Raw genomic sequence first — 12,610 nt, 5'->3', positions numbered from 1 at the left:
AGGCATTTTTGAGGGATAAAGCACGGTATAAGCCTTATTTTTTAGCCCTCTTGGATTCTCTAAGTGCGTTGAGGTTTGGGCGCACCATTGGTGCTAAGGTCTTGAGTTTCGGTATTCTCCGTAGCCTAAAAGTCCGTCATAATTTTTACCAAAAGGGCGGTAGTATAGGAAGGCTTGGTAGAGGTTTTCGGTTTGCCAAAAGTTCCCGTTGATTTGCCCATAGTTGAGAGGCTGATCGCCTTTCTGTGTGGCTAAAATATAGTTGTAAAACCCTTGTTTTAGATAGATTTTGGCTTCGTATTGCTTGGTTTCGGTATTGTAATACATCTGAGATTGTGGGCTGGACGTGTACTGATTGAACAATCCTAAAATATAAATATTTTCCTCCATCGGTGCGGAATCTAAATAGAAATGCACCCACGAATAATCGCCCTCTGTGGCGGCGACGCGCTCTATGCCTAAATCATTTCTTCGGAAGAAAAAAGCTCCGTTCACATCGGGTTGGTATTGGTAGTTCATAGGATATGCCCAAACGGGATAGAGGTAGGTGTGGTGGGTATTGTCCACGGTTTCGGCTTGAGCCACCATATCAAAGGCTTGGTCTATGTTTTTATTATCAAAATAGTAGAATTCATTATTGCCAGGGAATACCATATCCAATTGCTGAAACAAAAGTTGCCCACCTGCGGTATTGCTGGGTTTGAGATCGTATTTTCCGAGGTTCCAATTGTTGTTTTGGATCAGATTAAGGCTGATGTTGTTCACATTGTTAGAGAGGGTGCTGCCACCAATGGCTTTTACTTCTACACGCTGGTTGAGCTCTGGATTGCGGGCATCAGAAAACCTTGTGATGTTGAGGGCGAGTTGGGCGGCATTTTCTACCACGCAAAATCTTCGGGTGAAGAGCGGCTCGGATGGTTTGTTTTTATAAACGATGATTTCAAAATTTCCAGAAATCTTGGGTTGTATTTTATCGTTGGGGAAAGTCAGCTCGTAGTGAGTGTACGGCTGCAAGGTATTAAAGGAATAGCGGTATTGGTTGAGGAGGGCGTTTAAATTGCCTTGGGCATATTCGGTAAAGAAAAGCCCATCATCTTGCCAATTTCTATCGTAGTGTTTTAGGGTATAGTGGTAGGTGGTGCTCTGGTTGGCTAAATCATCAAAGCTTAAAACCAACTGTTCTCCTAAGTTGATCACAGGGGTTTCATCATTGGTTTGTGGGTTAAACAGCTGGATGCTTTTTATATTTTGAGCGCCAACCCACTGCCCAAGTAGCGTTAATAATAATATTAAATATTTCATACAGCGAAGATAATAAAATTTTTGTTTTGGTGGTTTCAGTTGAATAAACCCAACATTAAGATTTCGTTTTGATATAAAAAATCCTCTAAACCCAACCAATGGATTTAAAGGATTTTTATGATGGAGGATAAATGATTTTATACCTCTTTATCAGTGTGTTATATCATTATTGTTTAATGAATTTATGGCTGCCTTGTTGGCTGTCATTTTTAATTTTTAAGATATAAACACCTGATTTAAGGGAACTCACATCAACTTTGTCAGAGGCTATACCAGCCTTTACCACGCTGCCTACCATATTTACAATTTGATAATGCCAAGCCTTGTTTTTAGAAGAAATAAAGACTTCTTTTTGAGCTAAGGAAGGGTAAATTTTGACCTCATAGAGTGGTGCGGCTTCTGCCGTAGCAAGGGCAGCGCTTATGGTAATAGGGTAATTATCGTTAACACCTGCTTCTATCTTCCAAACCTCTGGCGAGCGGTTAGCATTGAGGAGATTTACAAAACTATCCACTTTCATATCTGCGGAATAATGCCCTGTAATAGAGGCGTTAGAGGTGGCAACGGAAGTCCCAGCTATGGGCGCCAAAGTTTTATCAAAGTGTCCATTTTCTACTAAGCCGGCATCTATTTTTCCAATAAAACCACCAATATCCGTTGTGCCAGTAACAGTTCCGCTGCAATAAGAATTTTTGACTATACCGACTTGTAACTGACCATAAAAACCACCCGCTTTTTCATCAGCTTCTACATTTGCTATGGCGTAACAATCTTCTATAATGACTTGTGTATTTGGACCGAATCCAAAGGTGCTAAAACCTATAAGCCCACCTACGGCATATACACCTTTTACACTGCCTTTAAAGTGAGAACGCTTAATAACGGCTCTATCCCACGGCGAGCCTACCAAGCCGCCGACTTGCTGAAAGCCACTTACGGAGCCTTCCGCTGAGCAATCAGTAACTGTACTGCCAGTGACAACGGAACCACATAAGGCGCCAACATTATAAGCGCTGGTAGTGGCTTTGGGGTCGTATACCGCAATTACTTCGGCATTTTTTACATGGCAGTTTTCCATTGTGCTATTGATACCCAAGTTGCCAGCCATGACACCGAAGGTATCTCGCCCTACGATTTTGGCAGTGTCAATTGTTAGATTTTTGAGATGACCACTAACATATTGCCCAAATAAGCCTAAGAAATCACCATCTCCCTCTCGGTTAATCAATACATTACGAATGGTATGTCCTTTGCCATCAAAATTTCCTGAAAAAGGCACAGAGTTGTCAAAGCCAATAGGGACCCAAAGATGTTCGGCAAGGTCTATATCTTGAGTTAGATTAATGTCAATACCAGAAAAATTGTTGCCCATTTTAACCAATTGGGCTAATCCTGCCAGTTGCTCGGCTGTGGAGATATCAAAATGGTTTTCATCGAATATATACCAAGAGATATCAGCGTAATCTGCCCATTCTGTGGTAGGGAAGTCCGCATTGATGGTTGGGGTGTTGCTAAACTGAGTTGAAGTTTGGCTGCTGAGCTGAACGACGGGGGCTTTCCCTTGTTCTTGAGCATTGAGCGATGATACTCCAAAGACTGTGGCGCTCGCTAAGAGAGCGACTTTGAATAAATTTGCTTTCATTTTACTTTTGTTTGAATGTTATTATCCCACGAATATAAATTATATTTTTATTATTACCAAATTATTTAAGTGAAAAATTTAATAATAGACTTGGGAATAAAATTTTAAATAAATATTTATTCTTGCTGTATTGTTGATAAATTGATTTTATAATATGGATTTGTGGTTTTTAGAGTAACAAACTTATTTTTTTAGGATTTTTATCTTATTTAATTGATAAAAAAATAATATCACTTCGCCCAAGAATCTTCTTTTTTATGGGGATTATGGATTAAACAACTGGATACTTTTTTATATCTTGAGCATCTTATGTATTAGATAAGGATTTTTGTTTATATGAAAACACCTGCATTAATTTCTAATGCAGGTGTGAGGTTTTTATAACTATATTGTTATTATAGTTTTTAAGAGTTACTGATGATTAAATTATTTCACCCAAAGATCATTCTTTTCTATAGGATTATTATGTTTTTCTATCCAATCCCATACTTCTTTATCCAAAAGTTGATAAGACTCTTCAGCAGAATACTTTACTCCATTTATAATTGCACCAGAAGAAAGTCCCATTTGCTGATCTTCTAAGCGAGCTTTGGCACTTGGTGATTTAATATATTTTTCTTTGTAATTAAGCATTTCTTCTTTATTTTTCAACTTTATAGCGAGTTTAGTATTCCATTTATTGGAGATATTTTTATTTTCGATTCCCACCATAGTAAAAAAATAATCTTTATCAATGCTCGAGACTTCTAAAATGAGACCTGGTAACCCACCAAACTTGTATGGACCATCTGGAATTGGTATATCTTCCGTAAACCATGCTTCCCAATACCGTTCTCCTAAAGTGGTGGTTGCTTTACGGCAATCATATCCTTTAATTTTCTTTTTTTCTGTGCCAATTTTCCATTTTAGGTCTAAGACCTCAGGGTAGAGGTAGTCATCTCCACTAATCTCTTCTAAGACCTCTACATTATTAACCGTATAGTTTTTCTTAATTGTAAACCAAAAGTTTTGACTTGGTAATGAACTTATTAAGTGTGTTTTCTCAGAAGGGTTGGTACTTATTTTAATTTCATTAGACAGAGAATCTATTTTAATACCTGAATAGCTATAGAAATAAGAAGTTTGCTCATTAGGAAATATATTAAGTAACATTTTCTCATTTTCTAATTTATCAGAATTAAGCTGAGGTTTATATTCTAAGTTATAAAAAACCGAAATCCCTTGTCCAAATATATTAAGACAAAAACTTAAAAAAAGTATTAAGCTTATTTTTTGCATAGGTTAATCATTTAAATCAAACTTTTCCAAATTTCTAGAAAAATCTATATATACTTTTGTTCCAAATTCTTTTTCTATTTCTTTTTGTTTTTTCTGATATTGTTTTTTTGCTTTTAACAAAGCTTCTTCCCAAGTTATTGCATCTATCATTTTCAACTTGGGTTCATACGCTTCATTATTAAAATCTATTTCTTTTGCAACGATTTGAATCTTATTATTTTTCTCTTTAATTTCCAAAATCAAACCAAGTAGACACAACAAATAATAAATTTTTATTTATTATCATTCCACGAATATAAATTATATTTTTATTATTGCCAAATTATTTAAGGGGAAATTTAATAACAGACTTGAAAATAAAATTTTAAATGAATATTTACTATTGCTGTATTGTTGATAAATTGATTTTATAATATGAATTTGTGTTTTTTAGAGTAGCAAACTTATTTTTTTAGGATTTTTATCTTATTTAATTGATAAATAAATAATATCACTTCACCCAAAGATCTTCTTTCTCTATAGGGTTATTGTACTGGTTGAGGAATTTGCGGTATTCTTCCTCGTAGGATTTAAGGAGATCATTTTCATCAATATTTTTACCATTATAAGCGATGGAGAAAGACTGATTGTTACTTTTGGCTTGTGCTATTTTTTGTGCCAACCCGATAGACGGATTTTTAATGATGTTCTTTTTGAGCTGAAGCAATTGCTCATGGTTGATCCTGATGCTTTTGGGGAGGGCAGGGGGAATATTTCCTTTTTTATGAATAATTTCCGAAACGGTATAGTGATAGTCGCCATCTTTGGAGGTTATTTCTAAAATAAGCCCAGGTAAACCTCCGAATTTATATGGTCCATCAGGGATAGGAATTTCATCTGTAAACCAAGTAATGTAGTCTCTTCCTGCAAAATGGATTTCTGCCTTTTTACAAAGATAACCTTTGATTTCTTTGGTCTCAGGGAGGAGCTTCCAGCCTTGCATTGCAGAAAAAGGGACTTTATAATAAACCTTATTGATCTGTTGGAACAAGGTGAATAGCGCCGCTTGATGATTTTTAAAAACTTGATCAGAGTAGGTATCTAATAATAAATCTTGCTTGGGCTGTTGGGTCAGGCTATCATTGAATGCAAAAACGGAAGTTTGTTTCTGGGTATCTATCCAAAGTGAAAAAATGAGGTTGTCTTTTATACTATCATTTCGGTTGGGTTTTATAGAGGCTTCATAGTTCACGCAAAGATTTTGGGCGATGCTAAAACTGCACCCCAGCCAACAGAAGAGCCAAAAATAAATTAGTTTTCCCATTCAAATTCTATTTCTAAATCTACCCTTGGTTGCTCAAAAATAGTACGATTTGGATTTTTGCTTAGGGCTTCCTCTAACCGTTTGGATAAGCCATATCTTAGTTTAGGGTATTTTTGATAAGGCTCAAAATGGGTTACCGTTTTAAAAGGATTTTTCATAATCTCTTTGGTTTTAGCATATCCATTCAATGTCTAACGGAAGCGATTTTCATCATCATAAATTTCGTAGACAATGCCAGGCAGCCCAGAGAATTTCCAAGGTGCCACGCTAAAAGTTGATGATTTCTGAAACCAAGCGGTATAATGCCGACCTCTAAAATCAACGGTGGCTTTCTCTAACTTAACTTGCTGGAACATTTTGGTTTCTGATGTAAAATGCCAATCTAAATGCACATGGTCTTCTAAATCATAATATTTCTTTTGGATAAAATCGTGAATGAGAAAAGAAGTGCCATCTTCAGTATAGAGGGTGTATTGGTATTGGCTGCGAGGAAGCACCATATTTTCTGAAACTTGGGGTGTATACTTTTCATCATCCTGACCAAAAGAAACTTCATATAATTTTCCTTTGCTACCTAATTTTGTTAAAACCTTAGCCTGATCCTGATACTCTCGGTTAGAAGGGTATTCTTTAAAGGTGAAATGGTAGTTGAATTGGTAAGTTTGCGCCGAGAATAACAAGGTATAAAGCATCAAAATAAAGGCAAATTGATTTTTCATTTTTGCAGAATTATAAGTCTGGATAGTTAACCAATAGGTTAAGGTCTATAGGGTTGTTATTTTTCTTGATGAAAGCTTGATATTTCTTGGCTTGTGCTCTCATATCTATAACTTTTTTATTACCATGCTCATCTAAAATAATGATGTCTTGAGCATCTTTTATAGGATTGTCAAAGTGTTCTAAATTCAATTTACGGTACATTTTTAGATTGATAGGAATGGCTTTTTTACCATAATCGGTTTCTAAAAAAGATTCTGTATCTACGGTTTCTTTTTTATTTACAATCCTATTGACGGAAAATATGAAATTGTCTTTAGTGTCTCTCAGCTCAAAGATTAGCCCTGGCAATCCTCTAAATTATGCGGACCTTCCGAGATTGGATATTCCTCTGCGAACCAGGCTTCCCAATTTCTTTTGCCGAAAGTGGTGGTGGCTTTTCTGAGGAGAATACCATTAACGGTTTTAGTATCGTTATGAAGTGTCCAATTTTGAACATCATCGGTTTCTAAACGGTAATAGTCTGTGGAAATGGTATAATAAGCCTCGTTATGATGGCTATTGAGTTGCCTTTTGATTTTATCATTAAATTCAGGTTGGGCAAATTGGGTTTGATTGGTGGCTCTGCGTATAGAATCTACTTTTAGGTATTCGGAGGAGTAGAATTTAGTTTCTTTTGGCGATAAATCTAATACCACCTCATCTTTAGTCAGGTGCTCGGCTAGGGAATCTTCTTTAAAACTGACATTATAATAGACCATTAAATCTTGGGCTTGGAAGCTTAATGATAGGAAGATGAAAACGAAAGATAGGGCTTTTAAAATGGTGTTTTTAATCATTATAATAGGTTGTTGACATTAACGCTACGAATATAGTAAAATATTGGTAATGTTTGCCTTTTGGTCTGTTATTTATTAATTCTCTTATTTCAAAGATATTAGTTTCATCTATTTCAAAGCAATACATTTTTTTAACAAAAATTTCCTCCACCTCATTTCCCATAAAAAAACTCCCCCTTAATGATAAGGAGGAGTTGGGTATCATAGCAAAGTGTTTAATATCACACTTTGATTTCTACATCTACACCGCTTGGAAGCTCTAATTTCATTAGGGCATCTACTGTTTTAGAAGAAGAAGAGTAGATATCCATCAATCTTTTGTGTGCAGATAGTTGGAACTGTTCTCTTGCTTTCTTGTTAACATGCGGAGATCTTAGCACGGTAAAAATTCTTTTGTGTGTAGGCAATGGGATAGGCCCGTTCACTACAGCACCAGTAGATTTTACTGTTTTTACGATTTTCTCAGCAGACTTGTCTACCAAGTTGTAATCGTAAGATTTTAATTTTATTCTGATTCTTTGTGACATTTTAATTCAATTTTAAAGATTAACCTTTCGCTTTTTCGATAACTTCTTCAGCAATGTTTTGTGGTGCTGGTTCGTATTTCTCAAACTCCATAGAAGAAGTTGCTCTACCAGAAGATAGGGTTCTAAGAGAGGTTACATAACCGAACATTTCAGAAAGTGGAACGAAAGCTTTCACTACTTTAGCGTTATTTCTATCGTCCATACCATTGATGGTTCCTCTTCTTCGGTTCAAGTCTCCTACGATGTCCCCCATGTATTCCTCAGGTGTTACCACTTCTAATTTCATAATAGGCTCCATAATCACGGCTTTTGCGGCTTTACCAGCGGCTTTGAAACCGAGTTTTGCTGCCAATTCGAAAGAAAGCTGGTCAGAGTCTACCGCGTGGAAAGATCCATCTTTAAGGGTAATCTTCATCGCTTCTACTTCAAATCCTGCTAAAGGTCCGTTTTTCATCGCTTCTTTGAATCCTTTTTCTACGGAAGGAATAAATTCTTTCGGAATGTTACCCCCTTTAATCTCGTTGATGAATTCTAAACCTACTTTACCTTCTTCAGCTGGACCGATTTCAAATACAATATCCGCAAATTTACCTCTACCACCAGATTGTTTTTTGTAAACTTCTCTATGGCTGGCTGTAGCAGTAAGCGCTTCTTTGTACTCTACCTGAGGTTGTCCTTGGTTAACTTCTACCTTGAACTCTCTCTTCAAACGGTCTACAATGATATCTAAGTGAAGCTCACCCATACCAGAGATAATGGTTTGGCCAGAAGCCTCGTCTGTTTTCACTTGGAATGTAGGATCCTCTTCTGCCAACTTGGCTAAGGCATTACCTAATTTATCTTGGTCCGCTTTAGTTTTAGGTTCTACGGCAATACCGATTACAGGATCTGGGAAAATCATAGATTCTAAAACGATAGGGTGTTTTTCATCAGAAAGGGTATCCCCAGTTTTAATATCTTTGAAACCTACCGCAGCACCGATGTCTCCTGCCTCAATGTATTCCACAGGATTTTGCTTGTTAGCGTGCATTTGGTAAATTCTTGAAATTCTTTCTTTGTTTCCAGAACGGGTGTTAAGAACATAAGAACCAGCATCTAATCTACCAGAGTAAGCTCTAAAGAAAGCTAATCTTCCCACGAATGGGTCTGTAGCGATTTTAAATGCTAATGCAGAGAACGGCTCTTTTACATCTGGTTTTCTGGTGATTTCTTCGTCCGTGTTAGGGTCTGTACCTTTAATATCGTCTTTGTCTAACGGAGAAGGTAAGTATCTACAAACGGCATCCAGCATAAACTGAACTCCTTTGTTTTTGAATGAAGAACCACAAGTCATCGGGATGATGGATAGATCAATGGTGGCTTTTCTTAGCGCTTCGTTGATTTCATCTTCTGTGATAGAGTCTGGATCTTCAAAGAATTTTTCTAATAAAGATTCATCGTATTCTGCTACAGCTTCTACTAAGTTTTGTCTGTATGCCAATACATCTTCTTTCATATCCTCAGGGATAGGGACTACATCAAAAGTTGCCCCTTGAGTTTCTTCATGCCAAATGATTGCTCTGTTCTTAATTAAATCTACCACACCTTTGAAGTCTTCTTCAGCACCGATTGGTAGTACAATTGGAACAGCGTTAGAGCCGAGCATTTCCTTCACTTGGTTTACCACATTGAGGAAGTCTGCCCCTTGTCTGTCCATTTTATTCACGAAGCCCATTCTGGCTACTTTGTAGTTGTCAGCCAATCTCCAGTTGGTTTCGGACTGAGGCTCTACACCATCTACGGCAGAGAATAAGAATACCAAACCATCTAATACTCTAAGGGAGCGGTTTACCTCTACGGTAAAGTCCACGTGTCCCGGTGTATCGATGATGTTGAAGTGGTAATCTTTAGCATCGGCAGTTGGCTTACCATCGTGTCTTGGGAATACCCAGTTACAAGTGGTAGCTGCAGAGGTAATGGTAATCCCTCTTTCTGCTTCTTGTTCCATCCAGTCCATTGTGGCAGCACCTTCGTGCACCTCACCAATTTTGTGAGTTTTTCCGGTATAGAATAGGATTCTTTCCGTGGTTGTCGTCTTTCCAGCATCAATGTGTGCTGCAATACCAATATTTCTTGTGTATTTAAGATCTCTTCCCATTTTTTCTTAAAATCTAAAGTGTGAGAATGCTTTGTTGGCTTCTGCCATTTTGTGAGTGTCTGTTTTCTTTTTGAAAGCGGCACCTTCTTCTTTTGCTGCGGCGATGATTTCTGCGGCTAATTTTTGCGCCATAGATTTATCATTTCTTGCTTTAGCGTATTTGATGAGCCACTTCATTGCCATAGAGATTTTTCTGTCCGCTCTAATAGGCATAGGGATTTGGAAATTAGCGCCACCCACTCTTCTTGAACGCACTTCTACATGCGGCATTACATTGGTTAAGGCATCTTTCCAAATTTCTAAAGAAGTTTTTTCGTTGTCTCCTTTTTTAGTTTCTACGATGTCTAATGCATCATAAAAAATTCTAAATGCGATAGACTTTTTACCGTCTAACATTAGGTTGTTAACAAATCTGGTTACCAATTGATCATTAAATTTAGGATCTGGTAACAACGGTCTTTTTTTTGCTTTTGTTTTTCTCATTGTTCTGTTTCTTAAAATTTAATGATTACTTTTTAGCTTCTTTAGGACGCTTAGCACCGTATTTAGATCTTCTTTGAAGTCTTCCGTTTACGCCAGCGGTATCTAAAGCACCACGAACAATGTGATAACGAACTCCCGGTAGGTCTTTCACCCTTCCGCCTCTTACCAATACTATCGAGTGCTCTTGGAGGTTATGTCCTTCGCCCGGGATATAAGCGTTTACTTCTTTACCGTTAGAAAGTCTTACCCTTGCTACTTTTCTAAGTGCAGAGTTAGGTTTCTTAGGTGTAGTGGTATATACTCTGGTACATACCCCTCTTTTCTGTGGACAAGAATCCAAAGCAGCCGATTTGCTCTTCTTGGCAAGTGTGGCTCTTCCTTTTCTTACTAATTGTTGAATAGTAGGCATTTAATTGCTTTTATTTATTTTAGTTTCAAGTTGCAAAAATAAGATTTTTATTTGAATGGGCAAAAGTTTTTTCTTAGTAAATTTTTTGCCCATCTGTTCGTTAATCTTTGCCTTTCCAAAAACTCCACTTGCTTCCGTTAAATACTGCTAAGCGTTTGGAACCCGCTTTGTTGATGAAAACCATCATCCCTGGAGAGGGGTTGATAATATCCTTATAATCATTAACCATGGGGAGCACCATGGCTTGGGTCTGAGATTCTAAAACAAGGACACCATCTGCAGAAGTTGTAGCGTTTCCGATAATCACTTTTGCCTTGTCTGCGTCTCCAACGCCTAATTCGGGTTGGTTTTGGAGGGCGCTAGTAATGTCAGCACTTTGTTGGCTTAGATCAATCCATTCTCCGTTATAGTATCTTACGCGTGCACCTTGAGGATCTCTGGCATCTAATAATATGGTGCCTTCTGTAATATTGCTAGGGTACTCTCTTACATAAGGCAAGATTAAACCTCTATTTTCGGATGTGGAAAACTGTAACAGAACAGACTCTGTATCATTCTCATAAGCGACTTTGTTGGGGTCTCCTATAATAACTTGAGCTTTTATAAAAAGTGCATTACAAATAAATAATATCAGCGTGATGTAAGTTGATTTTCTATAATTCATTTTTGTGTTGTTTTGATGTGAATATTAAGGACAAGTGGCAACATTGAAGCACTTCCAAGAGCCGTCAGAATAGATGCTGAGGCATTTTTGGGTAGTGTCATACACGATCATTCCTTCTTTAGGTTTAGCTATGGCAGTATTAGGGTCTGCTACTCTGGTGAGAACAAATCCTTTTTTGTTGGATTCTAATACTGTCCAAGCGCCTTTGCGTACCATAGGCCATTCATTACCTGTGATGTTATCTGGACTAACGCCCGCTCTAATAAGAGTTGTGATACCATGGTTAGACGATAGGACGGTGCCAGTGGTGGTAGGGTCTTCATAACAAGCGCCTATAAGGTTAATAACCACTGTAGCGGTGGCTTGGTTAGAGCAGGCGCCATCCACTACATAATTGAAAGTGTAGGTGTTGGCAGATGCTAGCTCTGCGTACCAAATGTTATCAACTAATAAACCGCTGTTGGATACTTCTACCCATTCACCATAGTTGTCATAAGGAGGAGTAAGGTAGGAGAACAAGTCAATTCCTGAGGTAACATCGTTTTTATCTATCGTTACGGTTTGTCCTGTTCCAGCATTAGGGTTGCTCTCTGTACCTGCTACCAAGTTAAAGGATATGGTATTGCTAATACAAGAGTTAGGGTTGGGCTGGTAGGTTATTTTAGCTTCGTATAAACCTGCGTGTGTAGCAGAGTGGTACGGTGTGAATGTTAGTGTATTATTGTTGGTAGCACTAGGTGAAATGACTACGCCGTCTTTGGACCATTCTATATTCATAAAGCTAAGCCCGTCTATGTATAGTTTTCCATTAGCGCCTTCGCAGAGGTTGCTTGGCTTAATGACAGGAAGTTTGTTTCTGTTCACTTTTACATTTGCAATAATAGAATTCCCACAGCTGTCGGATAATTTTACTTTATAGGTTCCTTCTGCAAGGTTGACAAATACAGGATCGTTGCCATTATCTTTATAGAATGGTGTACCATCTTTTTCGATAATCTCGTATTTTAATGGTGGTATCCCTGCTGCGTCGAACATCAAGTTGTAAGTGTTGTCCATACAGCTTACCGTGTAATAATCATTTAATGTAAGTCCGCCAGGTGGCACCTCAAATTCTTCCATGAAATCTATACAAGTTTTATCAGCCCCCATGGTGTAAGAACCATATCTGAGTAAGGTTCTGAATTTACCATATTTGGTAATATTGCTGATGGTACCTGTATAGTTAGGCCGAACACCAGCAGGTCTAGTCGCAGTACCTACTTTTTCCCAAGCGCCAGTGGCTGGGTTGTACCATTCTAAGTCTATATAA

The 12,610-nt window shown here is 37.6% G+C and carries 15 protein-coding genes; all 15 read right to left on the bottom strand.

All coding sequences use genetic code 11. The annotated features are described in order from the left end of the window. Positions 1–93 precede the first annotated feature (93 nt). On the bottom strand, positions 94–1,302 hold the full coding sequence (locus NYR17_RS08685) for a DUF5103 domain-containing protein (protein ID WP_302505319.1): 1,209 nt from the start codon (positions 1,300–1,302) through the stop codon (positions 94–96). A 166-nt stretch (positions 1,303–1,468) separates the two neighbouring features. After that, the gene (locus NYR17_RS08680) at positions 1,469–2,944 is read right to left on the bottom strand and encodes a T9SS type A sorting domain-containing protein (protein WP_302505318.1); all 1,476 of its coding nucleotides are present in this window, start codon (positions 2,942–2,944) and stop codon (positions 1,469–1,471) included. A gap of 426 nt (positions 2,945–3,370) precedes the next feature. Beyond that, entirely contained in the window at positions 3,371–4,222 is an 852-nt protein-coding gene (locus NYR17_RS08675) for a GLPGLI family protein (protein WP_302505317.1), read from the bottom strand. 3 nt (positions 4,223–4,225) lie between these two features. Then, a complete protein-coding gene (locus NYR17_RS08670; protein ID WP_302505316.1) occupies positions 4,226–4,459 on the bottom strand; it encodes a hypothetical protein in 234 nt (77 codons plus the stop codon). Positions 4,460–4,712: 253 nt separating this feature from the next. Further along, complete coding sequence (locus tag NYR17_RS08665) at positions 4,713–5,525, bottom strand: GLPGLI family protein (RefSeq protein ID WP_302505315.1); 813 nt, start codon at positions 5,523–5,525, stop codon at positions 4,713–4,715. After that, positions 5,513–5,683 (bottom strand): hypothetical protein, encoded by a 171-nt coding sequence (locus NYR17_RS08660; RefSeq protein WP_302505314.1) that lies wholly within the window; start codon positions 5,681–5,683, stop codon positions 5,513–5,515. The genes NYR17_RS08665 and NYR17_RS08660 overlap by 13 nt, the downstream gene beginning before the upstream one ends. Before the next feature lie 33 nt (positions 5,684–5,716). After that, positions 5,717–6,244: a GLPGLI family protein gene (locus tag NYR17_RS08655; RefSeq protein WP_302505313.1), complete on the bottom strand. Its 528-nt coding sequence runs from the start codon at positions 6,242–6,244 to the stop codon at positions 5,717–5,719. Positions 6,245–6,254: 10 nt separating this feature from the next. Next, positions 6,255–6,593 (bottom strand): hypothetical protein, encoded by a 339-nt coding sequence (locus tag NYR17_RS08650; protein ID WP_302505312.1) that lies wholly within the window; start codon positions 6,591–6,593, stop codon positions 6,255–6,257. Next, a complete protein-coding gene (locus NYR17_RS08645; RefSeq protein ID WP_302505311.1) occupies positions 6,581–7,081 on the bottom strand; it encodes a GLPGLI family protein in 501 nt (166 codons plus the stop codon). Before NYR17_RS08645 ends, NYR17_RS08650 begins: the two co-directional genes overlap by 13 nt. A gap of 221 nt (positions 7,082–7,302) precedes the next feature. After that, positions 7,303–7,608: a 30S ribosomal protein S10 gene (rpsJ, locus tag NYR17_RS08640; protein WP_004916455.1), complete on the bottom strand. Its 306-nt coding sequence runs from the start codon at positions 7,606–7,608 to the stop codon at positions 7,303–7,305. Between the two features lie 19 nt (positions 7,609–7,627). Continuing rightward, a complete protein-coding gene (fusA, locus tag NYR17_RS08635; protein WP_302505310.1) occupies positions 7,628–9,745 on the bottom strand; it encodes an elongation factor G in 2,118 nt (705 codons plus the stop codon). Positions 9,746–9,751: 6 nt separating this feature from the next. After that, entirely contained in the window at positions 9,752–10,228 is a 477-nt protein-coding gene (gene rpsG, locus NYR17_RS08630; protein ID WP_302505309.1) for a 30S ribosomal protein S7, read from the bottom strand. Positions 10,229–10,253: 25 nt separating this feature from the next. Next, positions 10,254–10,637: a 30S ribosomal protein S12 gene (gene rpsL / locus NYR17_RS08625; RefSeq protein WP_302505308.1), complete on the bottom strand. Its 384-nt coding sequence runs from the start codon at positions 10,635–10,637 to the stop codon at positions 10,254–10,256. A 100-nt stretch (positions 10,638–10,737) separates the two neighbouring features. After that, the gene (locus NYR17_RS08620; RefSeq protein WP_302505307.1) at positions 10,738–11,301 is read right to left on the bottom strand and encodes a hypothetical protein; all 564 of its coding nucleotides are present in this window, start codon (positions 11,299–11,301) and stop codon (positions 10,738–10,740) included. A gap of 24 nt (positions 11,302–11,325) precedes the next feature. Next, on the bottom strand, positions 11,326–12,420 hold the full coding sequence (locus NYR17_RS08615) for a hypothetical protein (protein WP_302505306.1): 1,095 nt from the start codon (positions 12,418–12,420) through the stop codon (positions 11,326–11,328). Positions 12,421–12,610 lie beyond the last annotated feature (190 nt).

It is taken from the genome of Riemerella columbina (genome assembly GCF_030517065.1).
GTDB classification, from domain to species: Bacteria; Bacteroidota; Bacteroidia; order Flavobacteriales; family Weeksellaceae; genus Riemerella; species Riemerella columbina_A.
Note: the sequence above shows the minus strand (reverse complement) of the source record. Positions and strands in the feature narration are given on the sequence as shown.

What these genes read in the sequence shown, in the direction of transcription:
- NYR17_RS08675 (WP_302505317.1), bottom strand. Translation starts at nt 4,222, where the DNA reads ATGCAAAAAATAAGCTTAATACTTTTTTTAAGTTTTTGTCTTAATATA.
- NYR17_RS08680 (WP_302505318.1), bottom strand. Translation starts at nt 2,944, where the DNA reads ATGAAAGCAAATTTATTCAAAGTCGCTCTCTTAGCGAGCGCCACAGTC.
- NYR17_RS08685 (WP_302505319.1), bottom strand. Translation starts at nt 1,302, where the DNA reads ATGAAATATTTAATATTATTATTAACGCTACTTGGGCAGTGGGTTGGC.
- rpsL (WP_302505308.1), bottom strand. Translation starts at nt 10,637, where the DNA reads ATGCCTACTATTCAACAATTAGTAAGAAAAGGAAGAGCCACACTTGCC.
- rpsJ (WP_004916455.1), bottom strand. Translation starts at nt 7,608, where the DNA reads ATGTCACAAAGAATCAGAATAAAATTAAAATCTTACGATTACAACTTG.
- fusA (WP_302505310.1), bottom strand. Translation starts at nt 9,745, where the DNA reads ATGGGAAGAGATCTTAAATACACAAGAAATATTGGTATTGCAGCACAC.
- NYR17_RS08660 (WP_302505314.1), bottom strand. Translation starts at nt 5,683, where the DNA reads ATGAAAAATCCTTTTAAAACGGTAACCCATTTTGAGCCTTATCAAAAA.
- NYR17_RS08615 (WP_302505306.1), bottom strand. Translation starts at nt 12,420, where the DNA reads ATGGAAGAATTTGAGGTGCCACCTGGCGGACTTACATTAAATGATTAT.
- NYR17_RS08665 (WP_302505315.1), bottom strand. Translation starts at nt 5,525, where the DNA reads ATGGGAAAACTAATTTATTTTTGGCTCTTCTGTTGGCTGGGGTGCAGT.
- NYR17_RS08655 (WP_302505313.1), bottom strand. Translation starts at nt 6,244, where the DNA reads ATGAAAAATCAATTTGCCTTTATTTTGATGCTTTATACCTTGTTATTC.
- NYR17_RS08645 (WP_302505311.1), bottom strand. Translation starts at nt 7,081, where the DNA reads ATGATTAAAAACACCATTTTAAAAGCCCTATCTTTCGTTTTCATCTTC.
- NYR17_RS08620 (WP_302505307.1), bottom strand. Translation starts at nt 11,301, where the DNA reads ATGAATTATAGAAAATCAACTTACATCACGCTGATATTATTTATTTGT.
- rpsG (WP_302505309.1), bottom strand. Translation starts at nt 10,228, where the DNA reads ATGAGAAAAACAAAAGCAAAAAAAAGACCGTTGTTACCAGATCCTAAA.